This window comes from Microbacterium binotii, from assembly GCF_021398715.1.
GTDB lineage: Bacteria > Actinomycetota > Actinomycetes > Actinomycetales > Microbacteriaceae > Microbacterium > Microbacterium binotii_A.
The window spans coordinates 1,627,767-1,653,382 of sequence record NZ_CP090347.1 but is presented as its reverse complement, the minus strand read 5'-3'; the positions used below and the strand labels follow the sequence as shown (position 1 = coordinate 1,653,382).

The 25,616-nt window shown below is 68.3% G+C and carries 28 protein-coding genes; 14 read left to right on the top strand and 14 right to left on the bottom strand.

Annotated features, from left to right (window positions below; translation table 11 throughout):
• Window positions 1-42 precede the first annotated feature (42 nt).
• Together LXM64_RS08320 and LXM64_RS08315 are read left to right on the top strand one after the other, a co-directional pair.
• Window positions 43-1,791 (top strand): alkaline phosphatase family protein, encoded by a 1,749-nt coding sequence (locus tag LXM64_RS08320; RefSeq protein WP_234072832.1) that lies wholly within the window; start codon window positions 43-45, stop codon window positions 1,789-1,791.
• A gap of 57 nt (window positions 1,792-1,848) precedes the next feature.
• Window positions 1,849-2,322, top strand: coding sequence for an Lrp/AsnC family transcriptional regulator (locus LXM64_RS08315; protein WP_234072831.1), 474 nt, complete (start codon window positions 1,849-1,851; stop codon window positions 2,320-2,322).
• Here LXM64_RS08315 and LXM64_RS08310 read toward each other — a convergent pair.
• Window positions 2,294-3,289 (bottom strand): EamA family transporter, encoded by a 996-nt coding sequence (locus LXM64_RS08310; RefSeq protein WP_234072830.1) that lies wholly within the window; start codon window positions 3,287-3,289, stop codon window positions 2,294-2,296. The genes LXM64_RS08315 and LXM64_RS08310 overlap by 29 nt on opposite strands.
• Window positions 3,290-3,362: 73 nt before the next feature.
• On the opposite strand from LXM64_RS08310, the gene LXM64_RS08305 reads away from it, so the two are divergent.
• A complete protein-coding gene (locus tag LXM64_RS08305; RefSeq protein ID WP_419144830.1) occupies window positions 3,363-3,923 on the top strand; it encodes a CGNR zinc finger domain-containing protein in 561 nt (186 codons plus the stop codon).
• On the opposite strand, the gene LXM64_RS08300 is transcribed toward LXM64_RS08305, so the two are convergent.
• On the bottom strand, window positions 3,883-4,782 hold the full coding sequence (locus LXM64_RS08300) for an alpha/beta fold hydrolase (protein ID WP_234072828.1): 900 nt from the start codon (window positions 4,780-4,782) through the stop codon (window positions 3,883-3,885). The genes LXM64_RS08305 and LXM64_RS08300 overlap by 41 nt on opposite strands.
• Before the next feature lie 68 nt (window positions 4,783-4,850).
• Between LXM64_RS08300 and LXM64_RS08295 the strand changes: the two genes are divergently transcribed.
• Window positions 4,851-5,615: an exonuclease domain-containing protein gene (locus tag LXM64_RS08295; protein ID WP_234072827.1), complete on the top strand. Its 765-nt coding sequence runs from the start codon at window positions 4,851-4,853 to the stop codon at window positions 5,613-5,615.
• Window positions 5,616-5,665: 50 nt separating this feature from the next.
• On the opposite strand, the gene LXM64_RS08290 is transcribed toward LXM64_RS08295, so the two are convergent.
• The 3 genes from LXM64_RS08290 to glgA form a co-directional block, all read right to left on the bottom strand.
• A complete protein-coding gene (locus tag LXM64_RS08290; RefSeq protein ID WP_137417031.1) occupies window positions 5,666-5,917 on the bottom strand; it encodes a type B 50S ribosomal protein L31 in 252 nt (83 codons plus the stop codon).
• A 100-nt stretch (window positions 5,918-6,017) separates the two neighbouring features.
• On the bottom strand, window positions 6,018-6,803 hold the full coding sequence (locus LXM64_RS08285) for an ABC transporter ATP-binding protein (protein WP_137417032.1): 786 nt from the start codon (window positions 6,801-6,803) through the stop codon (window positions 6,018-6,020).
• A 41-nt stretch (window positions 6,804-6,844) separates the two neighbouring features.
• Window positions 6,845-8,035: a glycogen synthase gene (gene glgA, locus LXM64_RS08280; protein ID WP_234072826.1), complete on the bottom strand. Its 1,191-nt coding sequence runs from the start codon at window positions 8,033-8,035 to the stop codon at window positions 6,845-6,847.
• Window positions 8,036-8,081: 46 nt separating this feature from the next.
• Between glgA and glgC the strand changes: the two genes are divergently transcribed.
• The 3 genes from glgC to LXM64_RS08265 are packed head-to-tail and all read left to right on the top strand — an operon-like array spanning window position 8,082 to window position 10,725.
• Window positions 8,082-9,323, top strand: a complete 1,242-nt coding sequence (gene glgC, locus LXM64_RS08275; protein ID WP_137417034.1) for a glucose-1-phosphate adenylyltransferase — start codon at window positions 8,082-8,084, stop codon at window positions 9,321-9,323.
• Window positions 9,324-9,374: 51 nt separating this feature from the next.
• Complete coding sequence (gene serB / locus LXM64_RS08270) at window positions 9,375-10,019, top strand: phosphoserine phosphatase SerB (protein ID WP_234075399.1); 645 nt, start codon at window positions 9,375-9,377, stop codon at window positions 10,017-10,019.
• 31 nt (window positions 10,020-10,050) lie between these two features.
• Window positions 10,051-10,725, top strand: coding sequence for an alpha/beta fold hydrolase (locus LXM64_RS08265; RefSeq protein WP_234075398.1), 675 nt, complete (start codon window positions 10,051-10,053; stop codon window positions 10,723-10,725).
• Between the two features lie 3 nt (window positions 10,726-10,728).
• Here LXM64_RS08265 and LXM64_RS08260 read toward each other — a convergent pair whose 3' ends face one another.
• Complete coding sequence (locus LXM64_RS08260; RefSeq protein WP_137417037.1) at window positions 10,729-11,439, bottom strand: beta-ketoacyl-ACP reductase; 711 nt, start codon at window positions 11,437-11,439, stop codon at window positions 10,729-10,731.
• Window positions 11,440-11,545: 106 nt separating this feature from the next.
• Between LXM64_RS08260 and LXM64_RS08255 the strand changes: the two genes are divergently transcribed.
• From LXM64_RS08255 to LXM64_RS08240, 3 genes are all read left to right on the top strand, one after another.
• Window positions 11,546-12,166 (top strand): DUF4190 domain-containing protein, encoded by a 621-nt coding sequence (locus LXM64_RS08255; protein ID WP_234075397.1) that lies wholly within the window; start codon window positions 11,546-11,548, stop codon window positions 12,164-12,166.
• 15 nt (window positions 12,167-12,181) lie between these two features.
• On the top strand, window positions 12,182-12,562 hold the full coding sequence (locus tag LXM64_RS08250; protein WP_326490547.1) for a DUF3099 domain-containing protein: 381 nt from the start codon (window positions 12,182-12,184) through the stop codon (window positions 12,560-12,562).
• A 205-nt stretch (window positions 12,563-12,767) separates the two neighbouring features.
• Window positions 12,768-13,604, top strand: coding sequence for an SURF1 family protein (locus tag LXM64_RS08240; RefSeq protein WP_234075434.1), 837 nt, complete (start codon window positions 12,768-12,770; stop codon window positions 13,602-13,604).
• 4 nt (window positions 13,605-13,608) lie between these two features.
• Here LXM64_RS08240 and LXM64_RS08235 read toward each other — a convergent pair whose 3' ends face one another.
• Entirely contained in the window at window positions 13,609-15,207 is a 1,599-nt protein-coding gene (locus LXM64_RS08235) for an ABC-F family ATP-binding cassette domain-containing protein (protein WP_234075433.1), read from the bottom strand.
• A 173-nt stretch (window positions 15,208-15,380) separates the two neighbouring features.
• Between LXM64_RS08235 and LXM64_RS08230 the strand changes: the two genes are divergently transcribed.
• Genes LXM64_RS08230 through LXM64_RS08215 form a run of 4 tightly spaced genes read left to right on the top strand, consistent with a single transcriptional unit; the run spans window position 15,381 to window position 19,363 of the window.
• Window positions 15,381-16,415: an iron-siderophore ABC transporter substrate-binding protein gene (locus tag LXM64_RS08230; protein ID WP_267955141.1), complete on the top strand. Its 1,035-nt coding sequence runs from the start codon at window positions 15,381-15,383 to the stop codon at window positions 16,413-16,415.
• Window positions 16,416-16,446: 31 nt separating this feature from the next.
• The gene (locus LXM64_RS08225) at window positions 16,447-17,496 is read left to right on the top strand and encodes a FecCD family ABC transporter permease (RefSeq protein ID WP_234075394.1); all 1,050 of its coding nucleotides are present in this window, start codon (window positions 16,447-16,449) and stop codon (window positions 17,494-17,496) included.
• Window positions 17,493-18,545 carry a FecCD family ABC transporter permease gene (locus LXM64_RS08220; protein ID WP_234075393.1) on the top strand — a complete coding sequence of 351 codons (1,053 nt, stop codon included), beginning with the start codon at window positions 17,493-17,495 and terminating at the stop codon, window positions 18,543-18,545. The genes LXM64_RS08225 and LXM64_RS08220 overlap by 4 nt, the downstream gene beginning before the upstream one ends.
• Complete coding sequence (locus tag LXM64_RS08215) at window positions 18,542-19,363, top strand: ABC transporter ATP-binding protein (RefSeq protein ID WP_234075392.1); 822 nt, start codon at window positions 18,542-18,544, stop codon at window positions 19,361-19,363. Before LXM64_RS08220 ends, LXM64_RS08215 begins: the two co-directional genes overlap by 4 nt.
• A gap of 12 nt (window positions 19,364-19,375) precedes the next feature.
• Here LXM64_RS08215 and LXM64_RS08210 read toward each other — a convergent pair whose 3' ends face one another.
• From LXM64_RS08210 to sufB, 7 genes are read right to left on the bottom strand one after another with little or no spacing between them, the layout of a single operon-like run.
• Window positions 19,376-20,305 carry a siderophore-interacting protein gene (locus LXM64_RS08210; protein ID WP_234075391.1) on the bottom strand — a complete coding sequence of 310 codons (930 nt, stop codon included), beginning with the start codon at window positions 20,303-20,305 and terminating at the stop codon, window positions 19,376-19,378.
• Between the two features lie 41 nt (window positions 20,306-20,346).
• The gene (locus tag LXM64_RS08205) at window positions 20,347-21,501 is read right to left on the bottom strand and encodes a MalY/PatB family protein (RefSeq protein ID WP_234075390.1); all 1,155 of its coding nucleotides are present in this window, start codon (window positions 21,499-21,501) and stop codon (window positions 20,347-20,349) included.
• 22 nt (window positions 21,502-21,523) lie between these two features.
• Window positions 21,524-21,853: a metal-sulfur cluster assembly factor gene (locus LXM64_RS08200; RefSeq protein ID WP_137417044.1), complete on the bottom strand. Its 330-nt coding sequence runs from the start codon at window positions 21,851-21,853 to the stop codon at window positions 21,524-21,526.
• 9 nt (window positions 21,854-21,862) lie between these two features.
• The gene (gene sufC, locus LXM64_RS08195; RefSeq protein WP_137417045.1) at window positions 21,863-22,633 is read right to left on the bottom strand and encodes a Fe-S cluster assembly ATPase SufC; all 771 of its coding nucleotides are present in this window, start codon (window positions 22,631-22,633) and stop codon (window positions 21,863-21,865) included.
• Between the two features lie 13 nt (window positions 22,634-22,646).
• The gene (locus tag LXM64_RS08190) at window positions 22,647-22,976 is read right to left on the bottom strand and encodes a non-heme iron oxygenase ferredoxin subunit (RefSeq protein ID WP_137417046.1); all 330 of its coding nucleotides are present in this window, start codon (window positions 22,974-22,976) and stop codon (window positions 22,647-22,649) included.
• The gene (gene sufD / locus LXM64_RS08185) at window positions 22,973-24,151 is read right to left on the bottom strand and encodes a Fe-S cluster assembly protein SufD (protein WP_234075389.1); all 1,179 of its coding nucleotides are present in this window, start codon (window positions 24,149-24,151) and stop codon (window positions 22,973-22,975) included. The genes LXM64_RS08190 and sufD overlap by 4 nt, the downstream gene beginning before the upstream one ends.
• Window positions 24,148-25,566: a Fe-S cluster assembly protein SufB gene (gene sufB, locus LXM64_RS08180; protein ID WP_137417048.1), complete on the bottom strand. Its 1,419-nt coding sequence runs from the start codon at window positions 25,564-25,566 to the stop codon at window positions 24,148-24,150. The genes sufD and sufB overlap by 4 nt, the downstream gene beginning before the upstream one ends.
• Between the last annotated feature and the right edge of the window lie 50 nt (window positions 25,567-25,616).

Here is a 25,616-nt window from a genome sequence, read left to right as displayed (position 1 = left end):
CGCCGCGATACCTCGAGTGCGATGCCGTAGCCTGTCTCCACGATGAGCCGCCGACCGAGGAACGATCCGCACCCGGATGCCGGAGCAGCCTCCCGGCGCGACTTCCTTCGGGTGGGTGGGCTGGCCCTCGGCGGACTGGCCCTGGGAGGAGCCGCCGGAGCGGGGGCGGCGACCGTGCAGGCCTCGACGCGTCCGTCACGCGCCGCGAACGAGCCCGCGTTCGCCCACGTCGTGGTCCTCATGGGCGAGAACCGGTCGTTCGACAACCTTCTCGGCCACCTCTACACACCCGAGACGCTGCCCACCGGTGCGCGGTTCGACGGTCTCACGTTCGGCGACTATTCGAACCCCGCGCCCGACGGGCGGACGGTGCCTGCGCACGTGTACACGGGCAGCACCGATGACATCATGTGCTCGCCCGACCCGGATCCGGGCGAGACGTACCCTCACGTGAACACCCAGATCTTCGGCACCGTCGACCCCGCATCCAACGAGACCTCCTGGCACCGGCCGCTTCGCGCTCCGTGGAACGCCCCCTCCGCAGACAGCACTCCGACGATGCAGGGCTTCGTGCGCGACTACGTGGCGAACTATCGACGCACGAGCAAGGGCAGAGAACCATCCCCGGCGGACACCGACGTCATCATGGGCGGATTCTCCCCCGCGATGCTGCCGGTGCTCTCCACGCTCGCTCAAGGGTTCGCGGTGTACGACCATTGGCACTGCGCCGTGCCCAGCCAGACGTACTGCAACCGTTCCTTCTTCCATGCGTCGACGTCACACGGTTTCGTCACCAATCGCGGTGGCGGCGGCTACAGCAAGTGGCTCGATGCGGCTCCGGCGCCGACGATCTTCAACCGCCTGGAGGAGGCGGGTCGCAGCTGGCGCATCTACTTCGACGAACAGCAGCTCGTCTCCCTCACGGGTGTCATGCACGCGCCCGTGCTCGAGAAGTACTGGCGTACCGACCATTTCGCGTACATGGACCGGTTCTTCGCGGACGCGAAGGCCGGAACGCTTCCCGACTACGCGTTCATCGAGCCGCGGATGGTCTACAACCACAACGACTTCCACCCACCCTTCGGCGTCGTGCGCGGAAGCGAGGTCGACGGCTCCCCCGTGTTCGACTCGGCGGTGTCGGACGTCCGCGCCGGCGAAGCCCTCGTGGCGAGCGTCTACGACGCGATCCGCACCTCCGACAGCAGCGAAGGCTCCCACGCGCTGAACACCCTCCTGCTCATCACGTTCGACGAGCACGGCGGCACGTACGACCACGTCGTACCGCCCAGGGCCACTCCTCCCGACCCCGAGGCGGCGGAGGGCGAGATGGGCTTCCGTTTCGATCGACTCGGACTGCGGGTGCCCGCGATCGCCGTCTCGGCGTACACACGAGCCGGAACGGTCATCAATGAGGAGATCCATCACGCGGCCGTCATCGCGACCCTCTGCCAGCTGCACGGTCTCGAACCGCTGACCGATCGCGACCGCGGCGCTCCCACCCTGTTCGGCGCGACGAATCTGACCGAGCCGCGCGACCCGTCCACCTGGCCGACCGTGAACCCCGCCTATGTGCCGCCTCTGCTGCAGGAGGACGAGCTGGAAGAGATCCGCAACTCCGACAAGCCGCTGACATCGCCCGCGAAGGGGCTGCTCGGCCTCCTCCTGGAGCGCTACGGCCCGAGCGATGCTCCGGAACCGGAGACCTACGCCGACGCGTACAACATCCTGAAGGAGCACGGACTGGGTCTGTTCACGACGCAAGGTGCCTCTCCGAGCCCCACCGCTTCGTGACCCCCGCCGCGCAATATGCGCAAACGACACTGTCGACTGCTGCTAGCGTTGCGCATCATGCCCGCCTTGGACCGTATCGACATCGAGCTGCTCCGCGCCCTCGCTGACGACCATCGCGCAACGGTCGTCGCACTCGCCGAGCGCCTTCAGCTGTCCCGGAACACGGTCCAGGCACGGCTCGCGCGTCTGGACCGCACGGGAGCGTTCCTCAGCTACCAGCGCGCTCTCTCGACGAGTGCCCTCGGGTTCCCCATCGAGGCCTACGTCAGCGTCACCGTACGACAGCACGAACTCCCACGGATCCGGGAACAGCTGGCGGAGGTTCCGGAGGTGCTGCAGGCGCACGGCCTCGCGGGCTCGGTCGATCTGCTCGTCCGTGTCGCCTGCCGAGACGCGCAGCACCTGTTCGACACGGATGCCCGCATCCTCGCGATCAGCGGGGTGGAGCGCACCGAGACCTCCCTCGTCATGGACGAAGTGATCCCCTACCGGGTGACGCCTCTCATGGCGATGGCGCAGCCGCAGCGCTAGTCCCGGTGGCCTGCGCCGAAGGCGCCGAGGCGTCCATCCGCACCAGCACGACGCCGACGATCAGGACCGCACCGCCCACGATCTGCACCGGGCCGGGGGCTTCGCCCAGGAGGAGCCACGCGAACAACAGCGCGAAGAGAACCTCCGAAAGCCCGATGAAGGATGCCACCCGCGAGCCGAGCATCGGCACGGCGATCACCCCGAGGGAGTAGCCGAGCGTCGTGGCCACGGCGCCGACCCAACCGATGGCGACCCACGCCGGGAGCTCGAATCCCGCCAGCACGACGGACACATCGGGGGCGGAGAACGGCAACAGACCCGTCGAGCAGAGGGCGGCCATGAGGGCGGCGCCCACGATCAGTCCCCCGGCCGCGAGCGCCAGGGGCGGCAGTTCTTCGCCGGTGCGTTCGGACAGCAGGAAGTACGCACCCACGCAGACCGCGGCGCCGAGCGCGAAGATCGTGCCGAGGAGGTCGAAGCGCGCCCCCGCGATGTCCACGACCAGCACGAGACCCAGGATCGCGACCGCGGAGCCGGTGAGCACCAGTCGGGACGGAGCGCGACGTGTGCGCACCCACGCGAGCAGGACGAGCAGCACCGGCGCGAGATACTGCACGAGGAGCGCAACGGCCACTGGCATCCGCTGCATCGCGGCGAAGTAGAAGATCTGACAACCCGCGACGCCCGTCAGCCCGAATCCGACGATCAGCGGCCATTGCCGGCCTAGGAGCCCCGGCCGGCGGCGCACCGCGCGGATCAGAGCCGGCGACAGGATGAGCGCCGCGAGCGACATCCTCACCAGGAGCGCGGCTCCGAGCGTCCACCCCGCCTCGATGAGCGGCTTCACGACCGGACCGCTGGAGGAGAAAGCCAGCGCGGACGCGAGCCCGACGGCAAGCCCGGCGACGCGGCGACTCGGCACGGGCAGAGGCTCGACCACGGCGAGGGAGGAGGTCTGGGCGACCATCGGCATCTCCGACTGTCAGGAGTAAACTGGAGGAACGCTGGTGACGTTATCCCCCCTGGAGTCAGGAGTCAACTTGATTTTCACCCCTGACACGCGTTCGTCTCTCGTCATGACCGCGGACATGGTCAACACGCTGCCGGGAACGGCGTCACCGGACGCGGACGGTCTCGTCGATCTCGACGATCTGGCCGCCTACCTGCGGGTTCACCCTTATTCGGGATCGATCCGTCTCGATGCCGATGAACTCGACGCGATCCGCCGCATCAGGCCCCGGCTGCGAGAGCTCTGGGCGCTCGATCGCGATTCCGCGGTGCCCGTCGTCAACGCGATGCTCCACGATAGCAACGCCGTGCCGCGTCTCGTCCGCCACGATGCGTATGACTGGCACATCCACGCCACACCCGATGACGGACCGCTGGCCGACCGGATCCTCATCGAAGCCGCGATGGCGTTCGTGGACGTGATCCGCGCCGATGCGTACGAGCGGATCCGGGTGTGCTCGGCCGACGATTGCGGTGCGGTGTACGTCGACTTCTCCCGTAACGGCTCGAAGCGCTATTGCGACACCGGCAACTGCGGCAACCGGATGAACGTCAACGCGTACCGTCAGCGGAAGGCGCAAGAAAGCGACTGATCGCCGCCGCCGCCGGCTCGGGCGTCTCGTAGTGGATCAGATGACCGACACCGGCGATCTCGACGAGCTCCGCGTCGCGGAACAGCCCGCGCAGGGCGCGTTCCGCTTCGATCGGCGTGATGTCATCGAGTTGAGCCGCAACGAGCAGCGTGGGCTGCGAGATGCGCGGCGCGAACTCCCGCACGTCGTGCGAAACGGACGCCACGAATGCTTGCAGGAGGACGTCGCGGTCCGCGAACCGCGAGAAATAGCGATCGTGCTGATCGTGCACGAACCGTCGCAGCAGCGGCTGACGCGTCTTGACCATGGCGACGCTCATCCCCCGCACGATCAGGCGGTTGCGCAGCAGCGCGTCGCCCACGGGCGCGGGCAGGCGCGCCGCAGCACGGTAGTAGAGGACCGCGAGTCGAGTGAGGAACCCGCGTGGCCCCTCCAGTGCGGGCGCACCGATGGGGTTCACGAGCACGAGGCGATCCGTCGGGAGCCCCCCGGCCACGGCCGCGGAGGCCACGATCGATCCGAAAGAGTGACCGAGGACCGGCGCTCCCGGCGCCACCGCCGCCGCGAAGCCGTCCAGCCACTGCGCGTACAGCTCCAGATCGTGGACACGGTGCGGGATCGGCGCCGTCTCGCCGAAGCCCGGCAGATCGGGGGCGATGACGCGGAAGCCCGGAAGGTTCGCAACGACCGGCTCGAGCCCGTGGTGGTCGCCGCGGAAGCCGTGCACGAGCAGGAGGGTCGTGTGGGCGTCTTCCTCGCCGTACTCCCAATAGACGGTCTCGCTCCCCATCACCTCGACACTTCGCCGCAGGACCGGAATGGGCGCGAGCTTGTCGGCGTAGGGATGCGGCGCTGTCACCGTTCGAGTCTACGTCGCGCCCGGCGTGGTCATCCGGGCGTGGGGGTGGTCTCGCGTAGCGTGATCGCATGCCCGAGGACCCCGGCGCCGCTGGCGCGCCCGAAGCGCTGTTCGACCTCGAGACGTTCCCGCCCCTCGGCCCTCCGGCGTGGGCCAGACGCATCGGCGTCTTCGATCTCGAGACGACCGGCGTCGATGTGACCCGCGACCGCATCGTCACCGCGCATGTCGGCGTGCTGGACGAGACCGGCTCCGTGGTCGAAGCGCGCTCGTGGCTCGCGGACCCGGGCATCGCGATCCCCGAAGGTGCGACAGCGGTGCACGGCATCTCCACGGCCCACGCTCGCGCGTACGGGCGTCCCGCGCGCGAGGTCGTCGAGGAGGTCGTCGGAGCGCTCTCGGATATCTTCGCTGCGGGCACGCCGGTCGTCGCGTACAACGCTCCGTACGACTTCTCACTTCTTCGATACGAAGCCGCGCGTCACCGCGTGTCGCCGATCGAGAACCCGTCCCCCGTGATCGATCCGCTCGTGCTCGACAAGGCGTTCGACGCCTATCGTCGCGGCAAGCGCACGCTGAGCGTCGTCGCCGAGCACTATCGCGTCATCCTCGACGGCGCGCACGAAGCCGCGGCGGATGCGGTCGCCGCGGGACGGGTCGCGCTCGCCCTCTGCGAACGCTACGGCGATCTGCTGCCGGCGGCCGTGGCCCAGCTGCACACCAACCAGGTCGCCTGGGCGAGGTCGCAGGCTGAGAGCCTGACCGAGTACTTCGTCCGCATCGGTCGCATCGATCCGCTCGATCCCGTGGACGGACGCTGGCCGATCCGGTGACGCACGAAGGGCCCCGCGATGACGCGGGGCCCTTCGTGCGTGGTGGCGTCTTACTTGGCGCCGAAGTTCTTGAAGCGCTGGTTGAACTTCTCGACGCGGCCGGCCGAGTCCATGATGCGCTGCTTGCCCGTGTAGAACGGGTGCGAGGCGGACGAGATCTCGACGTCGACGACGGGGTACTCGACGCCGTCGAGCTCGATCGTCTTGTCGCTCGAGACCGTCGAGCGGGTGAGGAAGGTCTCGCCCGAGCCGAGGTCGCGGAAAACGACGTCGCGGTAGTCGGGGTGGATGTCAGTCTTCATGGATGTTCCTTGCGGGAGTGCTTCGGAGGAAAGTCTGCGGTGCCGGAAGCACCAAAAGACGAGTCTAACAGGAGGAGCGGCGCTTCGCCGCATCCGGCGCTCAGCGCGCCGCGCGTGCGGCGTAGCGGCCGTCGGCTTCGGTGACAACGATCGGCATCCCGAACGTCTCGGAGAGGTTCTGCGCGGTGAGCGTCTCGGCGATCGGCCCCGAGGCGACGACGGCGCCCGCACGCAGCAGCAGCACGTGGGTGAATCCGACCGGAATCTCTTCGACATGGTGCGTGACCATGACCATCGCCGGCGTCGTGGGCGCTTGGGCGTAGCCGCTCAGCAGTTCGAGGAGCTCCTCTCGCGCGCCCAGGTCGAGGCTCGCGGTCGGCTCATCGAGAAGCAGCAGCTCGGGATCGGTCATGACGGCGCGGGCGATCTGGACACGCTTCTGCTCCCCGTCCGACAACGTTCCGAAGGTGCGATCGGCGAGGTGGTCGAGCTTCCACTCGGCCAGCACACGCAGTGCGCGGCGCTCGTCGATGCGGTCGTACTGCTCGTTCCAGCGTCCGAGCACGGAGAACGCCGCGGTCAGCACGACGTTCAGAACCGTCTCTTCAGCGGGGATGCGCTTGGCCATCGCGCTGGAGGCGAACCCGATGCGGGGACGCAGCTCGAACACATCGGTGCGTCCGAGACGCTCGCCCAGGATGGTCACCGCGCCGGAGGTCGGGTGATCGAGGGTCGCGGCGAGCTGAAGGATCGTGGTCTTGCCTGCGCCATTGGCGCCGAGGACCACCCAACGCTGGTCGCCGTCCACCTGCCAGTCCAGATGGGAGACGATGTCCTTGGCGTTGCGGCGGACGACGACGTCGGAGAAATCCAGCACCTGCGGCATGCCGTCCAGCCTACCGGGCCGGCGGTTGCGGCCGAGCCGGATCAACGGGTCTCGAGGACTTCGCGATAGAGCTGCTCGGTCTCGGCGGCGATGCGCGTCCAGCTGAAGTCCTCGACCGCGCGACGGCGGCCGGCGGCACCGTAGCGTGCGGCCTGCTCGGGATCCGAGACGACCTCGGTGAGCACGCGGGCGAGATCTTCGACGAAGCGGTCGGGGTCGAGCGGCGTCCCCGTGCCGTCCTGGACCTGCGCGATCGGCACGAGGCGCCCCGTCTCACCGTCGACCACGACCTCGGGGATGCCGCCGGTGGCGGTTCCGACGACGGCCGCACCGCACGCCATCGCCTCCAGGTTCACGATCCCGAGCGGCTCGTAGATCGAGGGACAGACGAACGTGGTCGCGGCGGTCAGGATGGCGGACAGCTCGGGGCGCGGCAGGTGCCGGTCGATCCAGACCACCCCGTCGCGCGTCTCCTGCAGCTCGCGCACCAGCGCTTCGACCTCCGCCATGATCTCGGGCGTGTCCGGAGCGCCCGCGCAGAGCACCAGCTGAACATCGGCGGGCAGCAGCCGCGCTGCACGGAGCAGGTACGGCAGGCCCTTCTGCCGTGTGATGCGCCCGACGAAGACCACGGATGGCCTCGTCGCGTCGATGCCGAGAGCGCGGAGGAGATCCTCGTCGCGGGTCGGCTGCCACGCTTCGGCGTCGATGCCGTTGTAGATGACGCGCACACGAGCCGGATCCACCTGCGGGTACGCGCGCAGGATGTCGGCCCGCATGCCCTCGCTGACCGCGACGATCGCCGCCGCGGACTCGTAGGCCGTGCGTTCGACCCAGCTCGACACCGCATAACCGCCCCCGAGCTGTTCGGCCTTCCAGGGCCGCAGCGGTTCGAGCGAGTGCGCGGTGACGACGTGCGGGATGCCGTGCAGGAGGGATGCGAGGTGGCTCGCGAAGTTCGCGTACCAGGTGTGGCTGTGCACGATGTCGGCCCCGGCGACGTCGCCGACGATCTCGAGATCGGTGCCGAGCGTCTTCACCGCGGGGTTCGCGTGCGCGAGTTCCGCAGGCGTGGCATACGACGTCGTATCCGCTTCGTCGCGCGCTTCTCCGAACGCGCGAACCTGGACCTCGATGCGCTCGCGCAGGGCGCGGACGAGCTCGGCGACATGGACTCCGGCCCCGCCATAGATCTCGGGCGGGTATTCCTTGGAAACGATGTCGACGCGCATGTCATGGACGCTAGTACAGGGGGTGCGTGCGGCATAGTCTGGTGCCATGCCGGCACCCAAGGTCTTCGGAATCATCCTCGCGGGTGGCGAAGGTAAGCGACTCATGCCGTTGACGGCCGACCGGGCTAAGCCGGCGGTGCCGTTCGGCGGCCAGTACCGACTCATCGACTTCGCCATCTCGAACCTCATCAACTCCGGGCTGCGACAGATCGTCGTGCTGACGCAGTACAAGTCGCACAGCCTCGATCGCCACGTCTCCCAGACCTGGCGCATGTCGGCGCTTCTCGACTCCTACGTGACGTCGGTGCCGGCCCAGCAGCGCCTCGGCAAGCGGTGGTTCTCTGGTTCCGCCGACGCGATCCTGCAGAGTCTGAACCTCATCAATGACGAGCAGCCCGACATCGTCGTCGTGGTCGGCGCGGATCACGTGTACCGAATGGACTTCCAGCAGATGCTGGACGCGCACATCTCGTCCGGAGCGCGCGCGACGGTCGCCGGCATCCGCCAGCCGATCGGCCTGGCCAACCAGTTCGGCGTGATCGACGTCGAGCCGGACGACCCGACCCGCATCCGCGAATTCCTCGAGAAGCCGCAAAATCCGGCAGGGCTCGTCGACAGCCCGCACGAGGTGCTGGCCTCGATGGGCAACTACATCTTCAACACCGACGCGCTCATCGAAGCCGTCGAGGCGGATGGCGAGCTTCCCACGTCGAATCACGACATGGGTGGCGACATCGTGCCGTACTTCGTCGACCGCGGGGAGGCCGGTGTCTACGACTTCATCCGCAACGAGGTGCCCGGCTCGACCGACCGAGACCGCGCCTACTGGCGCGATGTCGGCACGATCGACTCCTTCTACGACGCGCACCTCGATCTGATCTCCACGCTTCCGATCTTCAACCTGTACAACACGCAGTGGCCCATCCACTCCCAGCTGGTGAACTCGCCGCCCGCGAAGTTCGTGCGGGATGCGGTGGGGCGTATCGGCAACGCCATCGACTCCGTCGTCTCACTCGGCTCCGTGCTGTCGGGGACGCACCTGGAGCGCAGCGTCGTGGGCCCCTGGACCTTGGCCGGGGGCGGATCGACCATCACCGACTCGGTGCTCTTCGACCGCGTTCGTGTGGGGGCCGGCGCACGCATCCATCGAGCGATCCTCGACAAGAACGTCGTCCTGGCCGACGGCGCGACGGTGGGCGTCGATCGCGAACGCGACCTGGCACGGGGATTCACGGTCACCGACTCCGGGATCACCGTCGTCGGCAAGAACGTCCGCGTCGAGCCGTGACAGCCGCGGCCCCTGTCAGCCGCCCGGGGCCGCGCGCGCTAGCGTGGACGGATGCGTGAGAACCGCCCTCGTCGTCTCCTCGTCGTCCTCGACGCCGACTCCACTCTCATCCGCAACGAGGTCATCGAGTTGATCGCGGACGAGGCCGGACGGGGTGCCGAGGTGGCGACGGCGACGGAGGCCGCAATGCGGGGAGACGTCGATTTCGCCACGAGTCTGCGCTCCCGCGTCGCGCAACTGCGCGGTGTGCCCACCGCATCCTTCGCACGCGTGAGATCGCGCATCGAACCGACGCCGGGCGTGCGCGAACTGATCGATGCGGTGCATGCCCGCAACGGCATCGTCGGTGTGGTCTCCGGCGGGTTCCACGAGATCCTCGACGAGGTCGCGCCCGCACTCGGAGTCGATCTCTGGCGCGCGAACCGTCTCCAGGTCGACTCCGGCGCACTGACGGGCGCCGTGTCGGGAGAGATCGTCGACGGCGAGGCCAAGGCGTCGCAGCTACGCGAGTGGGCCGCTCGGTACGAGGTCGATCCGCGCCGCACCGTCGCCATCGGCGACGGTGCGAACGACCTGCCGATGATGCGTGCGGCGGCTCTCGGCCTCGCCTTCAACGCCAAGCCCGCCGTGCGCGCAGCTGCAGACCTCGTCATCGGCCCCGTGGATCTGCGCGAGGTCATCCCGCTTCTGCCCTGACGGCGTCCGGAGCCGGGCGTAGAGTCCGAGGATGCAGCTCATCCTCATTCCCGGCCTGTGGCTGGATGCCGGTTCGTGGCACGACGTGGTGCCCACGATCGACGACGCAGGCTTCGACGCCGTGCCCCTCACGCTCCCGTCGTCGGCAGACGCGCACCTCGCGGATTGGGTCGCCGCCGTCGTCACCCGGATCGACGCGGCAGCAGGACCCGTGGTGCTCGTGGGGCACAGCGGCGGCGGCAACGTGGCCTGGGGCGCCGCCGACGCACGCCCGGAGGCGGTCGCGCGTGTGGTCCTCGTCGACACCGTGCCGGTGCCCGACGGCGCCGACATCGCCGCCTTTCCGGTGGTGGACGGCGTCGTCCCCTTCCCCGGTTGGTCGACATTCGACGCACCGGACATCGCTGACCTCGATGACGCAACGCGCGACCGGGTCGCGGCGGCGGCGGTTCCCGTCCCCGCAGCCGTTCCGACCGACCCACTGCATCTGCACGACCGGCGCCGATACGGCATCCCCGTCACCGTCCTCTCCGGCGGCGCCGACGCCGAGGAGCTCGACGCCCAGTTGACGCAGTGGCCGACCTATCGCGACGAGTGGCACGCCATCGTCGACCGTGAGGTCGTACCGATCGGTTCGGGCCACTGGCCGCAGTTCTCCCAGCCCCAGCGGCTGGGAGCGCTCATCGTCCGAGCGGTCGAACGCTGACGGTCAGTGCCCCATGCCCAGGCCGCCATCCACCGGGATGACCGCGCCGGAGATGTAGGCGGCGTCGTCGGAGGCGAGCCACGCCACGACCGCGGCGACCTCCGAAGCGGTGCCGTAGCGACCGGCGGGAATCGCCTTCTTGTACTCCGCCTGCGTTTCGGCGGGCAACTCCGCCGTCATGTCGGTCTCGATGAATCCCGGCGCGACGACATTCGTCGTGATGCCGCGTGCCCCGAGCTCGCGGGTCAGCGAGCGGGCGAATCCGACGAGAGCGCTCTTCGAACTGGCGTAGTTGATCTGGCCCGCCGACCCGTAGAGGCCCACGACACTGGAGATGAGGATGACGCGACCCCATCGTGCCCGGACGAGTCCCTTGGCAGCGCGCTTGACCACACGGAATGTGCCGCCCAGGTTCGTGTCGATGACATCGTCGAAGTCGTCCTCGCTCATGCGCAGAAGCAGCATGTCGCGGGTGATTCCCGCGTTGGCGACGAGGATGGTCACCGGACCGAGCTTCTCCTCGACCTCGGTGTAGGCGGCGTCCAGCGCGGCCGCGTCCGTGACGTCGGCCCGCACCGTGAGCGTACCTTCCGGCCCCTCGCCCGAACGAGCGGTCACCGCGACGCGGTAGCCGTCGGACACGAAGCGTTCGGCGATCGCGCGGCCGATGCCGCGGTTGCCTCCGGTGATGAGCACGACACGGTCGCTCGACATGGTTCTCCTCGTCAGATCGGGCAGAGCCTCCAGCCTATCGACAGGCTCGTTTGACACCGCCCGGCGGTGACTGGAAGGCTTCCCTCACAGACGGAAAGGCTTCCAGATGAGCGATCAGAACAACGACTTCCCCGCCCCCGAATCAGCGGGAGAGGGCATCGCCCCCGACGCTCAGCCCGTCCCCGCGGAACCCACCGCGGCGGCCCCGGCCTCACCCGACCACCAGGCGCCGGCGTACGCCCCGCCGTCTTACCCCGCCCCGTCGTCGCCGGCCCCCTCCCCCGCGCCGCCTGCCGGATATCCGGGGTACAGCGCGCCTCCGGCGAGCCCGGCGCCCTATCCGGCGTACAACGTCCCGCCCGCGTCGCCCGGGTACCCTCCGTCCTACCAGGGCGCACCGGCCTACGGTGCCCCGCCGGTGTATACGCCGTACCCGGCGGGTCCGAAGACGAACAGCCTCGCCGTCGTGTCCTTGGTGTCCTCGATCGTCGGGATCGTCCTCATCCCGTTCATCGGCTCCATCGTCGGCATCATCACCGGCCACATCTCGCTCAAGCAGATCCGCGAGCGCGAGGAGGGCGGTCGCGGGCTGGGGCTGGCCGGCACGATCACCGGTTACGCGGGCTTGGTGCTCTATGCGATCATCACGGTGCTCATCGTCCTCTGGATCGTCTGGATCGTGAACCTTTCGAACGGCGCGTACTACGACTACAGCTACTCCTCCTGACCGACCCCGCGAGCGGTGCCTCCGGCGTACTCTGGAAGCACCGTGAAGCAGCCCTCCCCACCACAGTCGGCGACCTCGCTCCCCCACGCGCCGCGTGACGAGTCGAGTGCTCGCATGCTCAAGTACGTCATCATGATGGGCGTACGGGTGGCCTGCTTCGTCGCGATGATCCTCGTCACCCCCTACGGCTGGTACACGTGGCTGTTCGCGGCGGGAGCGGTCTTCCTCCCCTACATCGCCGTCGTCGTGGCGAACGTAGGCCAGGAGTCGCGTGCCGCGCCCGCCGAGACCGTGACGCTGCCCGCTCTCGAGCCGCGACAAGACGAGCCGTCCCCGACTCCGCACAGCCAGGTGATCACCATCTCCGAGACACCCCCGAACCCGCACGACGCATGAGTGAAGAGGCGATCTGTTCGCGAGCGGGATGTCGCGACGGCGCCCTCTGGCGGGTGCTGTGGCGTAATCCGCGGATACATGACACGGACCGGCGGAAGGTCTGGCTGGCCTGCGACGCTCACGTCGCATATCTCCGAGACTTCCTCGCCACTCGTTCGTTCCCGGTCGCGGTGGAGCCTTTTGCGAGAGAGGACGCATCGTGAGCATCCGACGGGACACGGCGCTGCGATGGACGGCCTACGTGGGGGTCGCCGTCGCGTTCGCCATCGCCTGTGTCTTCCTCTCGAATTGGCAGTTCGCGCGCAACGACGAGCGCGCCGCGCAGCTGGCCCTCGTCGACCGGAACTACGACGCGGCCGCGGTCCCGCTGGATGATCTCCTCCCCGACGACCAGCTCGATCCGGAGTCGGAATGGCATCCCGTCGTCGTCACCGGCGAGTACGTTTCGGAGCAGCAGCTGGTGGTCCGCAATCGCCCGCACGGCGGCACGAGCGCCTTCGAGGTCCTGACGCCCCTGCGCACGTCCGACGGGCGCGTGCTCATCGTCGACCGCGGATGGATCCCGCCGGCGGAAAGCGGCGACGGGCCCGCACTCATCCCCGCACCACCGTCGGGCACGGTGAGCGTCGTCGTACGCCTCCGCGCCCCCGAGCCACTCCCGAACTCGGGCCGAACCGCGCCTGCGGGGCAGGTACCGACGATCAATCTGCCGCTCGTCGCGGAAACCACCGGTTCGGCGACCCTGACTTCCGCCTACGGGGTGCTCGTGAGCGAGGATCCCCCGGTCTCCGATATGCCGTACGCGCTGGCAGCTCCGTCGGAGGATCCCGGGCCGCATCTGTCATACGCCATCCAGTGGATCCTGTTCGCCGTGATGGGGTTCGTCTTCATCGGATACATCATCCGCACCGAACGTCGGAAGCGCACCGAGGATCAGGAAGACGATGATCGCCCGGCCGTGTCTCGTGTCACCCGAGCCCGCAAGCGTGTGGATCGCGACGCCGAGCAGGAGGACGCGATCCTCGACCGCGCGGACGCGTGAAGGATCAGGCCAGGGTGATCAGGTCGACGTAGTCGCGACCCCAGATGTCCTCGACCCCGTCGGGCAGGATGAGGACGCGCTCCGGATTGAGGGCCTCGACGGCTCCCGCATCGTGCGAGACGAGCACCACAGCACCCTCGTAGTGCGCGAGCGCACCGAGGATCTCCTCGCGAGAGGCGGGGTCGAGGTTGTTCGTCGGCTCGTCGAGGAGCAGCATGTTGGCGCTCGAGACGACCAGGGTCGCCAACGACAGCCGCGTCTTCTCGCCACCTGAGAGCACCCCGGCGGGCTTGAGCACGTCGTCGCCCGTGAACAGGAACGACCCCAGCACCTTGCGGGCCTCCGTCGCCGTGATGTCCGGCGCCGCCGACATCATGTTCTCCAGAACCGACCGCGACACGTCGAGGTTCTCGTGCTCCTGGGCGTAGTAGCCGACCTTCAGTCCGTGCCCGGGCTCGATGGTTCCGGTGTCGGGGGCGTCCACACCCGCGAGCATCCGCAGCAGAGTCGTCTTTCCCGCGCCGTTGAGGCCGAGTACGACGACCTTGGATCCGCGATCGATCGCGAGATCCACGTCGGCGAAGATCTCCAGCGAGCCATACGACTTCGACAGGCCGCGCGCCATCAGCGGCGTCTTGCCACAGGGGGCGGGCTTCGGGAACCGGAGCTTCGCGACGCGATCCTCCTGGCGCACCTCATCGAGACCGGACAGCATCTTCTCCGCGCGCGCCACCATCTGGTGCGCGGCCGCGGCCTTCGATGCCTTGGCACCGAAGCGCGCCGCCTGCAGCTGCAGTGCGGTCGCCTTCTTCTCGACGTTGACGCGCTCCTTCTTACGGCGTTCCTCGTCCGCCACCCGCTGACGCTGGTAGTTCTTCCAGTTCATGTTGTAGATGTCGATGACCTGGCGGTTGGCGTCGAGGTAGAACACGCGGTTGACGGTCTCGCCGACCAGCTCCACATCGTGGCTGATGACGATGAGTCCGCCCTTGTAGTTCTTGAGGAACTCGCGGAGCCAGACCACGCTGTCGGCATCGAGGTGGTTGGTCGGCTCGTCGAGGATCATCGTGTCCGCATCCGAGAACAGGATGCGGGCGAGCTCGATGCGTCGGCGCTGACCACCGGAGAGCGTCTTCAGCGGCTGATCGAGGATGCGATCGGGCAACGACAGGTTGTGGGCGATCGACGCCGCCTCCGCCTCAGCCGCATAGCCGCCGAGCGACTCGAAGCGCTCCGTGAGGCTGCCGTACCGTCGCATCGCCTTGGCCGCGACATCGGGGTCGTCGTCCGCCATCGCGAGCGAGGCCTCCTGCATGCCGAGCGCGAGCGTTCCCAGCCCGCGCGCGTCGAGGATGCGCGTGCGTGCCAGCATCTCGGGGTCGCCGGAACGAGGGTCCTGCGGCAGGTAGCCGAGCTCCCCTCCACGCTGCACCTCTCCCGCCGAAGGCAGCAGATCGCCGGCGAGGACCTTCGTGAGCGTCGTCTTGCCCGCACCGTTACGACCGACCAGGCCGATCTTGTCGCCTCGGGAAACGCGGAAGGCGACCTCGGACATGAGAACGCGCGCGCCGACGCGGATCTCGAGGTCATGCACGGCGAGCACGGCGTACGTCCGTTCTGTTCGGGTGGGAAGGCGGCCGAAGTAGGCCACCGTTCAGTCTACCGGCGCGCACCGCGACCGTCGTCCGGCCGAACACCCGTGTGGATTCGGGTCGAGAATCATCCACGAGTTAGGGTAGCCTCGCCTAGCACCCCTCCAGAAAGGCCCTCCTCGTCATGCAGCTCAAGCGTTGGACCGCTCTCGCGGTCGCCACCGTCTCTCTCGCCGCTCTCACCGCCTGCAGCTCGGGCGCGGCGACCCCCGCGGCCACCGACGGCGGCGCGGAGCAGGACGGCGCATTCCCGCTCTCGATCGAGAACGCCTTCGGGACCACGACGATCGACGCCAAACCGCAGCGCGTCGTCACCGTCGACTGGGGCAACCAGGATGTCGCACTGGCATTGGGAATCGTTCCGGTGGCCATGCCGAAGGTGACCTACGGCGACGAGGACGGCGACGGGCTCCTGCCCTGGGTGAAGGACAAGCTCGACGAGCTGGGTGCGGAGACCCCCGTACTGATGGACGAGACGGATGGGTACGACTACGAGGCCATCGCCGATGCCGCGCCCGACGTCATCCTTGCCGCGTACTCCGGGATGACCCAGGAGCAATACGACACCCTGAGCAAGATCGCGCCTGTCGTCACCTACCAGGACATGGCGTGGGGAACCTCATGGCAGGACATGACCATCCTCGACGGGACGGCCCTGGGCATGGCGGATGAGGCGCAGGAGCTCGTCTCTTCGCTCGAGAAGCACGTGGCCGACACGGCCGCGGAGTATCCCGCCATCGCCGGGAAGACGACGCTTCTCTCCTACTTCGACCCCACCGACCTGAGCAACCTCGGTTTCTACAGTCGGTCGGACCCGCGTGTGGGCTACCTCGAGGAGATGGGATTCGCCCCCTCCGCCTACGTCAAGGAGCAGTCCGCCGCATCCGACCAATTCTGGATCGTCACCAGCACCGAACAGATCGAGAGCTTCGAGGACGTCCAGGTGATCGTCACGTACGGCACGGATGAGACCCTCTCCCAGTGGCAGGCCGACCCGCTCCTCTCTCGCATCCCCGCGGTCGCCAACGGCGCCGTCGCGGTCATCACCTCGGACTCGACGCTCTCCTCCGCCATCACGCCTTCGCCCCTGTCGATCGGCACCAGCTACGGCGACGACTACATCAAGCTCGTCGGAGAGGCCGCCGCCAAGGCATCATGATCCGACCGATCGTCCGCGGGTGCGGGCGGCGATGAGCGTCGCCCGCACCCCCGACACTGCCGCCTCCACGCCGTCAACGCGACGGCGCTGGGGGCGGCGTCGGGCGTTGTGGCTCGTCGTACTGCTCGCCGCGTTGCTGGCGATCTCGTTCCTGTCGGTGACCTTCGGTGCACGCGCGGTCGGATGGCACGACATCTGGGCCGGGCTCGGCGGGGCGGTCGACACGGCGGGGGCCGCCGCAGTGAACAAACGCATTCCTCGCACCGTCCTGGCGATCATGGTCGGCGCGGCGCTCGGCGTCGCGGGCGCGGTCCTCCAGGGCGCGACCCGTAATCCGCTCGCCGACCCGCAGATCCTGGGGATCAACGGCGGGGCCGCCCTGGCCGTGGTCTGCGGCATCGCGTTCCTGGGTCTCGCGACGCCGACCGCGTACATCTGGACGGCGTTGGTGGGAGCTGCCGTCGCCGCCGTGTTCGTGTACGGGATCGGCGCACTGGGCCGAGGAGGCGCGACACCGCTCAAGCTCGCTCTTGCAGGTGCGGTGACGGCCGTCGCCTTCTCGTCGTTGACGAGCGCGATCCTGCTGCCCCGGGTCGACGTGATGAGCCAGTTCCGCTTCTGGCAGGTCGGCGGTGTCGGGGGTGCGACGATCGCCACCATCCTGCAGGTCGCGCCGTTCCTCGTGGTCGGTCTCCTCGTGTGCGTGGCGTGCAGCCCCGCACTGAACACGCTGGCGCTGGGAGACGAGCTCGCCGCCGGGCTCGGGGAGCGCGTGCGCACCGCACGCCTGGTGTCCACCCTCGGTGCGGTGCTCTTGTGCGGTGCCGCCACGGCGGTCGCCGGACCCATCGGATTCGTGGGCTTGGTCGTCCCGCACATCTGCCGGTTGTTGATCGGCGTGGATCATCGGTGGCTCCTGCCCTTCAGCGCGGTCGCAGGAGCCGTGCTCCTCACGGGCGCGGACGTCATCGGAAGAGTCATCGCCCGCCCGGAGGAGATCGAAGTGGGGATCATCACCGCGCTCGTCGGCGCGCCGTTCTTCATCGCCATCGTGCGGCGGCAGAAGGTGAAGGCGCTGTGACCGTCGCCGCCGAAGCCGTGGACGCGCTCTCCCTTGTACGCGCGGGGCGTCGCCGACGTCGTCGACGGTGGATCGTCGTCACGTCCGCGCTCGCCGCGATCGCGATCATCGTCTACGCCCTCTCCCTCATGCTGGGGCAGACTCTCTACTCCCCGTCGGAGGTCTGGGGCGTGCTGACCGGGCAACGCGTTCCGGGTGCGTCCTTCACCGTGGGAGAGCTGCGACTTCCCCGCGCCACGACGGCGCTGCTGACCGGCCTCTGCTTCGGGATGGGCGGCGTCGTCTTCCAGACGATGCTGCGCAATCCCCTCGCGAGTCCGGATGTCATCGGCATCAGCTCAGGCGCGAGCGCCGCCGCTGTCACAGGGATCGTCGTCCTCGGCCTCGGCGAGACGTCCGTCTCGTTCCTGGCGACCGGCGCTGCGTTGACCGCTGCCCTGCTCATCTATCTCCTCGCCTACAAGCGCGGCGGCTCCGGCGCCCGGCTGATCCTGATCGGCATCGGCGTGGCGGCCATCTGCAACAGCGTGATCTCGTACGTCATCTCGCGCGCCGCGGAGTGGGATCTCCAGACCGCCATGCGCTGGATCACGGGGAATCTCAATGACGCCAGTTGGGCGAAGGTCCTCCCCCTCGCCGCGGTGATGATTCTGGTCGTGCCCGCGCTGCTCTTCCTGTCCCGCGATCTCGAGCTGCTGCGGGTCGGCGACGAGGCCGCATCCGCTCTCGGAGTGCGCGTGGAACGCAGCCGCCTGCTTCTCATCGTGGCCGCCGTGTGCCTGCTGGCGTTCGCGACAGCGGCCGCCGGACCCATCTCGTTCGTGGCCTTCCTCGCCGGGCCCATCGCCGTGCGGATCCTCGGGCCCGTCGGCTCCCCCGTCATACCCGCCGGGCTCGTGGGCGCCGTCCTCGTGCTGGTGTCCGACTTCATCGCACAGTACGCGCTCGGCACGCGCCTGCCCGTCGGCGTCGTGACCGGCGTGCTGGGCGCGCCCTATCTCGTCTATCTGCTCATCCGCAGCAGTCGGGCCGGAGGAACCTCGATATGACCGCCGAACACACCCTCGTCGCCGACGCCCTCACCCTCGCCTACGGGGACAGGGTGATCGTCGACGCACTGGATCTCTCCGTCCCCGCGGGCAGGATCACGACGATCGTGGGCGCCAACGCGTGCGGGAAGTCCACGCTACTGAAGTCGATGGCGCGCCTGCTGTCGCCAGAGGCCGGGAGTGTGCTGCTCGACGGGAAGAGCATCCATCGGCTGCCCACGCGCCAGGTCGCGCGCGTGCTCGGGCTGCTTCCGCAATCCCCCATCGCTCCCGACGGCATCGCGGTGTCCGATCTCGTCAGCCGGGGCCGGCATCCGCACCAGGGCCCGCTGGCACGGTGGAGCGCCGCCGATGACGCGGCGATCGCGGGCGCACTCGAAGCGACCGGCACCGCGCATCTGTCCGACCGGTCCGTCGACGAGCTCAGCGGTGGTCAGCGCCAGCGCGTCTGGATCGCGATGGCCCTGGCGCAGCAGACGGATCTGCTCCTGCTCGACGAGCCGACGACGTTCCTCGACATCAGCCATCAGATCGACGTGCTGGACCTGCTGACCGATCTCAACCGGGACCGTGGCACGACCATCGTGATGGTGCTGCACGACCTCAACCTGGCGGCGCGCTACGCCGACCATCTCGTCGCCATGGTCGACGGCCGCATCCTCGCCGCGGGAGAGCCGGAAAACGTTCTGACGACGGATGTGGTGCGCACGGTCTTCGGCCTGGAGAGCAGGATCATGCCGGACCCTCTGACGGGCCGCCCCATGGTCATTCCGCTCGGTCGTCACCACACGATCACGGACGCGGACGCACCCGCCTGACGCGCCTGCGGTCTACTCGATGCGTTCCGAGACACCTCGTCGCCAGTAGCCCATGAAGGCCACGCGCTTGCGGTCGACACCGTTGCCCTGGACGAGCAGTCGTCGCAGGGTCTTCACCGTCTGTGACTCACCGGCCATCCAGGCGTAGAACTCGCCCTCCGAGTCTTCCGGGCTGTCCCAGAGGAGCTCACGGTCGACGTCCACGTCCTCGAGCTGCTGCGGACGGGGCGCGGCGGCACGCGCGAGTACGTCGTCGGCGGCGTGCGTCCAGGAGGTCACCGCCGCGATGAGTGCCTCGCCGTGGGCGCGGTCGTCGCGAGCGAGCCACGTCACACGCGCATGCGTCGCGATCGGGAGGGCATCCTGCCGCGAGGGCACCTCGATGAACGCGTCGACGTCGGTGTCGGCGGGCAGCGACTCGAGGATGCCGGCGATGGCGGGTGCGGCGGTCTCGTCACCGGCGAGCAGAAGCCTGCGTGCGCTGCCGGGATGCCAATCGATGCCCAGATGAGAGTCCGGACTGCGCTGATCCGGTCCGACGATCACGAGCTCGTCGCCGGCGACGGCGGCCTCAGCCCACGCGCCCGCCGGACCGGGATCATGGTGGAGCACGAAGTCGATGTCGACCTCGCAGTTCTCGGGGTCGACGCGGCGCACCGTATATGTGCGGAAGGGCGTGCGCTCCGAGGGCGACAGTCCGCGCCAGCGGGTGTACCAGTCGCCCCTTGCGATCGCCTCCTCGTCGTGCTGACCCACGTCGCACACGCGGCCGTCCGGGCCGGGGAACAGGACCTTCAGCCGCTGGTCCCGCCCGGCGGTGCCGAAGTTCTCGAAGTCCGGGCAGGAGAACGTGAGGCGGACGAAGTGCGGCGACAGCCGCACGACCCGCGAGACGTGCGCGATGTACGGGCGGTAGGACGGTCGAGTCACGAGGGCTGTCACCTGATAAGGCTATCCTTACCTTCGCAGATGCCCAAGCGGATTCAGCGAAGAAGGGCGATCCGCTCGATCGCCTCCGTGAGCACCTCCGGCGCGCAGCCGAGCGTCAGACGGATGTGCCCCGCTCCTCCCATGCCGAATGCGGGGCCCGAGTGGACGGCCACACGCGCCTCGCGGAGGATCCGCCGTGCCGGTGCATCCCCCCACCCGCGGCGAGAGAGATCGACCCACCCGAGGTAACCGGCATCGGGCGGACGAAAGCCCGCATCCGGCAGATGCGCCTCGAGCAACCCACGCAGCAGATCGACGTTCCCATCGATCGCGAGCGCTTGCGCATCCAACCAGGCGTCGGACTCGACCGACAGAGCGGCCACCGTAGCGACGGCGCCGAAGAGCCCGGTGCGCCACGAGACCTCGTCCGGGAGGGAGCGAAGGACGGAATGGGTCCGGTCGTCCGCGGCGACCATGATCGCGCACTTCAGACCGGCCAGGTTGAAAGCCTTGCTCGCGGAGACGACGGCGTACCCGCATTGCGCCGCCGCATCCGAGACGGAGAGGAACGGCGTGACGACGTTCCCGGCGCGCGGCAGGGGCGCGTGGATCTCGTCGCTGACGACGACGGCCCCATAGCGCACTGCGAGCTCCGCCAGCGCGGCCAATGTCCCCGGAGGATGAATCGTCCCGGTGGGGTTCTGCGGGTTGCACAGGAGGATGCCACGCGCGCCGTCGCGGAACGCGGCCTCGATCCCCTCGAGGTCCAGCTCCCAGCCCTGTCCCGTGTCTCGCAACGGCACGGACTGCGCGACCCCGCCGGCTTCGGGCACGGCCTCGAAGAAGGGCGGATACACGGGCGGGGTGATCACGACACGATCGCCCGGCGCGATGACTCGGCGGAGGATCTCGACGACGCCCATGATGACGTCGCCCGTGATCCGCATCCGCTCGGGATCCGGAACCCATCCGAGCCGCCGCGCGGCGAAGGCGGCGTACACGGCGGTCACACCCGGATCCGCAGGCGTGTAGCCGGTGTCTCCGCGCGAGACGGCGTCGTGCAGCGCCCCGCTGATCGCGGGCGCCAGCGGATAGTCCGTCTCTGCGACGAACAGCGGGATCACATCGTCCGGGTACGACCGCCACTTCGCACTCCGGCGCGTGCGAAGCTCGTCGAGAGGCAGTGCGCGAAGGGGCTCGATCGTCACAGCACGAGCCTATCGACGGTCGTCAGATCGCGAAGCCGAGAGCCCGCATCATGTCGCGGCCATCGTCGGTGATCCGCTCCGGACCCCACGGCGGCATCCAGACCCAGTTGATCCGGAACCGCTCGACGACCGAGTCCAGCGCCTGCGCTGTCTGCTCCTCGAGCACGTCCGTCAGCGGGCACCCCGCAGAGGTCAGTGTCATGTGGATGACGAGAGCATCGTTCTCGTCATCCCACGCGAGGTCGTAGATGAGACCCAGATCGACGACGTTGACACCCAGTTCGGGGTCCATGACGTCCTTCAGAGCCTCGGTGACCTCGTCGTACTTCTCCGGGGTGATCGTCGCGGTCATAGTCGAATCCTACGCGCCGGCCTGCACACCGGGCTCGAGGAACCGGTCGTAACCCTCGTTCTCGAGGCGCTCGGCGAGCTCGGGACCGCCCTCTTCCGCGACGCGGCCGTTGACGAGCACGTGCACGAAGTCGGGGCGGATGTAGTTGAGGATGCGGGTGTAGTGCGTGATGAGCAGAACACCGAGGTCGGTCTCCGCCTTCGCGCGGTTCACACCCTCGGAGACGATCTTCAGCGCGTCGACGTCGAGGCCGGAGTCGGTCTCGTCGAGGATCGCGACCTTCGGCTTGAGCAGCTCGAGCTGGAGGATCTCGTGACGCTTCTTCTCGCCGCCCGAGAAGCCCTCGTTGACGTTGCGCTGGGCGAACTTCGCGTCCATGCGCAGGTTGCTCATGGCCGCCTTGACGTCCTTGGTCCACGTGCGGATGGCGGGAGCCTCGCCGTCGATCGCGGTCTTGGCCGTCCGCAGGAAGTTGGTCACGGTGATCCCCGGGACCTCGACGGGATACTGCATCGCGAGGAACAGGCCCGCGCGTGCGCGCTCGTCGACGCTCATCTCGAGGACGTCCTCGCCGTCGAGGGTGATCGAGCCACCGGTCACGGTGTACTTCGGGTGTCCGGCGATCGTGTAGGCGAGCGTCGACTTGCCCGACCCGTTCGGCCCCATGATGGCGTGGGTCTCACCGGTGCGGATCGTCAGGGTGACGCCGTTCAGGATGGGGGTGGTCCCCTCATCGGTCTCGACCGTCACGTGGAGGTCGCGGATCTCGAGCACAGACATGTCAGTTCCTTCGTCAGTCGACGTTCTTGGTCACGGCGGGATCGATCAGAACATCGTCTCCCTCGATCGTGACTTCGTATACGGGCACCGGCTCGTAGGCCGGCAGGTTCAGGGGCTTTCCGGTACGCAGCGAGAACGCGGATCCGTGCGCCCAGCACTCCAGCGTGTCCCCCTCCACGAATCCGTCCGAGAGCGAGATGTCACCGTGCGTGCAGGTGTCGCCGATCGCGTGCACCTCGCCGTTGCCGTCGAGCACGACCGCCATGGGTACACCGTCGATCTCGACGCGACGGGCTTCGTCCTGCTGCAGCTCGCTCAGAGCGCACACGCGTGTCGCGCTCACCGCTTCTCCCCCGCGAGCTCGGACTCGATCGCACCGACGAGACGTTCCTCGAGCTCCGCGATACCGATCTTCTGCACGATCTCCATGAGGAAGCCGAGCACGACCAGCCGCCGCGCCTGCTCCGCGTCGATGCCGCGCGCCTGCAGGTAGAACAACTGCTCGTCGTCGAAACGACCGGTCGCGCTCGCGTGTCCCGCCCCGCGGATGTCGCCCGTCTCGATCTCGAGGTTCGGGATGGAATCGGCCCTGGCTCCATCGGTGAGCACCAGGTTGCGATTGGCCTCGTAGGAGTCGGTGCCGACCGCATCCGGCCCGATCAGCACATCGCCGATCCAGACGGAGTGGGCGGTATCGCCCTGCAGTGCGCCCTTGTAGAGCACGTCGCCGACGGTCTGCGCACCCTTGTGGTGCAGGTACACCTGGCTCTCGAGATGCTGGCCGGCGTCCGCGAAGGAAAGACCGTACAGCTCGCCGCGCGCGCCTGTGCCGGCGAGCTCCACGTTCGGGTTGACGCGGACCACGCCGCCGCCGAACGAGACCACGACATGACGCAGGCTCGCGTCCCGATCGACACGTGCCTGATGCGCCGCCACGTGCACCGCTTCGTCGTCCCACTCCTGAAGCGTCACGAGCGTGAGGCCGGCTCCGTCTCGAACGATGATCTCCACGTTCTCGGCGAGCTGTGCGACACCCGCATGGCGCAGGAGAACCGTGCCGCGCGCGTTGGGCTGCGCCTCGATCACGAGATGCGTGTGCGCGCGGCCGCCGGCACCGCGGAGGTCCACGACAACGGGCTCACTCAGTTCCGTGCCCGCGGGGATGCTGAGATACAGCGCCTCGGCGGAACGCTCCCAGGCGATCGCCGCACTGAGATCCTCCGCGGTGAACACCTCGCCGCGCGGCGCCTGGCCTGCGGACAGACCCGCCGCAGCCAGCGGCCCGGTCACGGAGACCGCCACCGCACCGGCGTCGCCCGCGACATCTTCGAGAAGACCACGGATGCGGTCGATCGGGGTGTGCTTCCAGTTCACCTCACGGCCGGTCGGAGCCTCGAAGAACGACACCTCGTTCGCTCGGGGGCGCTCCGAGCGGGTCTGCACCGGCACGAACGCAGCGGCAGGGTCGATGTGCCCCTTCGCGGTCTCGACCACGGGGGCTTCGGCCTGGGGGCTCATCCGACGCTGCCTTCCATGCCCATCTCGATGAGCTTGTTCAACTCCAGTGCGTACTCCATCGGCAGCTCTCGCGCGATGGGCTCGATGAACCCGCGCACGATCATGGCCATGGCCTCGTCTTCCGCGAGCCCCCGGCTCATCAGGTAGAAGAGCTGCTCCTCACTGACCTTCGAGACCGTCGCCTCGTGCCCCAGCTGGACATCGTCGACGCGGATGTCGATGGCCGGGTAGGTGTCAGAGCGCGAGATCGTGTCGACTAGGAGCGCGTCGCAACGCACCGTGTTGGCCGAGTGGTGGGCGTTCGCGTCCACGCGTACCTCGCCGCGGTAGCCGGCACGCCCGCCGCCGCGCGCGATCGACTTCGAGACGATCGAGGACTGCGTGTACGGCGCCATGTGGATCATCTTGGCGCCGGCGTCCTGGTGCTGGCCGGGCCCGGCGAACGCCACCGAGAGGGTCTCGCCCTTCGCGTGCTCCCCCATGAGGTAGATCGAGGGGTACTTCATCGTGACCTTCGAGCCGATGTTGCCGTCGACCCATTCCATGGTGGCGCCCTCATGGGCGACGGCGCGCTTGGTCACCAGGTTGTAGACGTTGTTCGACCAGTTCTGGATCGTGGTGTAGCGCACACGGGCGTTCTTCTTCACGATGATCTCGACGACGGCCGAATGCAGCGAATCGCTCTTGTAGATGGGCGCCGTGCAACCCTCGATGTAGTGGACGTACGACCCCTCATCGGCGATGATCAGCGTCCGCTCGAACTGGCCCATGTTCTCCGTGTTGATACGGAAGTACGCCTGCAGCGGGATCTCCACGTGCACGCCCTTGGGAACGTAGACGAACGATCCACCCGACCACACGGCCGTGTTGAGCGCCGCGAACTTGTTGTCGCCGGCGGGGATGACGGTGCCGAAGTACTCCTCGAAGAACTCCGGGTGCTCCTTCAACGCCGTGTCGGTGTCCATGAAGATCACACCCTGGGCTTCCAGATCCTCCTGGATCTGGTGGTAGACGACCTCGGACTCGTACTGCGCCGCAACCCCTGCGACGAGCCGCGAGCGCTCCGCCTCGGGGATGCCGAGCTTCTCGTAGGTGTTGCGGATGTCCTCCGGGAGGTCCTCCCAGGACTGCGCCTGCTTCTCCGTGGAACGCACGAAGTACTTGATGTTCTCGAAGTCGATGTCGCTGAGGTCCGCGCCCCAGGTCGGCATCGGCTTGCGGCCGAACAGCTGGAAGCCCTTCAGACGGGTCTTCAGCATCCATTCGGGCTCGGCCTTGAGCGCCGAGATGTCGCGCACCACGGCTTCGGTGAGGCCGCGCTTCGCGCTCGCGCCCGCGGCGTCGGGGTCATGCCATCCGAACTCGTACACCCCCAGACCTTCGAGCTCCGGGCGGTCGATCAGCACATCCGACATCACACTCTCCTTATTGGACCGCAACGGTGTCATCCGCCCCGGCATCCGCC

Coding starts and splice junctions, on each gene's coding strand:
- LXM64_RS08320 (WP_234072832.1), top strand. CDS start 43: ATGAGCCGCCGACCGAGGAACGATCCGCACCCGGATGCCGGAGCAGCC.
- LXM64_RS08315 (WP_234072831.1), top strand. CDS start 1,849: ATGCCCGCCTTGGACCGTATCGACATCGAGCTGCTCCGCGCCCTCGCT.
- LXM64_RS08310 (WP_234072830.1), bottom strand. CDS start 3,289: ATGGTCGCCCAGACCTCCTCCCTCGCCGTGGTCGAGCCTCTGCCCGTG.
- LXM64_RS08295 (WP_234072827.1), top strand. CDS start 4,851: ATGCCCGAGGACCCCGGCGCCGCTGGCGCGCCCGAAGCGCTGTTCGAC.
- LXM64_RS08290 (WP_137417031.1), bottom strand. CDS start 5,917: ATGAAGACTGACATCCACCCCGACTACCGCGACGTCGTTTTCCGCGAC.
- LXM64_RS08285 (WP_137417032.1), bottom strand. CDS start 6,803: ATGCCGCAGGTGCTGGATTTCTCCGACGTCGTCGTCCGCCGCAACGCC.
- glgA (WP_234072826.1), bottom strand. CDS start 8,035: ATGCGCGTCGACATCGTTTCCAAGGAATACCCGCCCGAGATCTATGGC.
- glgC (WP_137417034.1), top strand. CDS start 8,082: ATGCCGGCACCCAAGGTCTTCGGAATCATCCTCGCGGGTGGCGAAGGT.
- serB (WP_234075399.1), top strand. CDS start 9,375: ATGCGTGAGAACCGCCCTCGTCGTCTCCTCGTCGTCCTCGACGCCGAC.
- LXM64_RS08265 (WP_234075398.1), top strand. CDS start 10,051: ATGCAGCTCATCCTCATTCCCGGCCTGTGGCTGGATGCCGGTTCGTGG.
- LXM64_RS08260 (WP_137417037.1), bottom strand. CDS start 11,439: ATGTCGAGCGACCGTGTCGTGCTCATCACCGGAGGCAACCGCGGCATC.
- LXM64_RS08255 (WP_234075397.1), top strand. CDS start 11,546: ATGAGCGATCAGAACAACGACTTCCCCGCCCCCGAATCAGCGGGAGAG.
- LXM64_RS08230 (WP_267955141.1), top strand. CDS start 15,381: ATGCAGCTCAAGCGTTGGACCGCTCTCGCGGTCGCCACCGTCTCTCTC.
- LXM64_RS08225 (WP_234075394.1), top strand. CDS start 16,447: ATGAGCGTCGCCCGCACCCCCGACACTGCCGCCTCCACGCCGTCAACG.
- LXM64_RS08215 (WP_234075392.1), top strand. CDS start 18,542: ATGACCGCCGAACACACCCTCGTCGCCGACGCCCTCACCCTCGCCTAC.
- LXM64_RS08200 (WP_137417044.1), bottom strand. CDS start 21,853: ATGACCGCGACGATCACCCCGGAGAAGTACGACGAGGTCACCGAGGCT.
- sufC (WP_137417045.1), bottom strand. CDS start 22,633: ATGTCTGTGCTCGAGATCCGCGACCTCCACGTGACGGTCGAGACCGAT.
- sufD (WP_234075389.1), bottom strand. CDS start 24,151: ATGAGCCCCCAGGCCGAAGCCCCCGTGGTCGAGACCGCGAAGGGGCAC.
- sufB (WP_137417048.1), bottom strand. CDS start 25,566: ATGTCGGATGTGCTGATCGACCGCCCGGAGCTCGAAGGTCTGGGGGTG.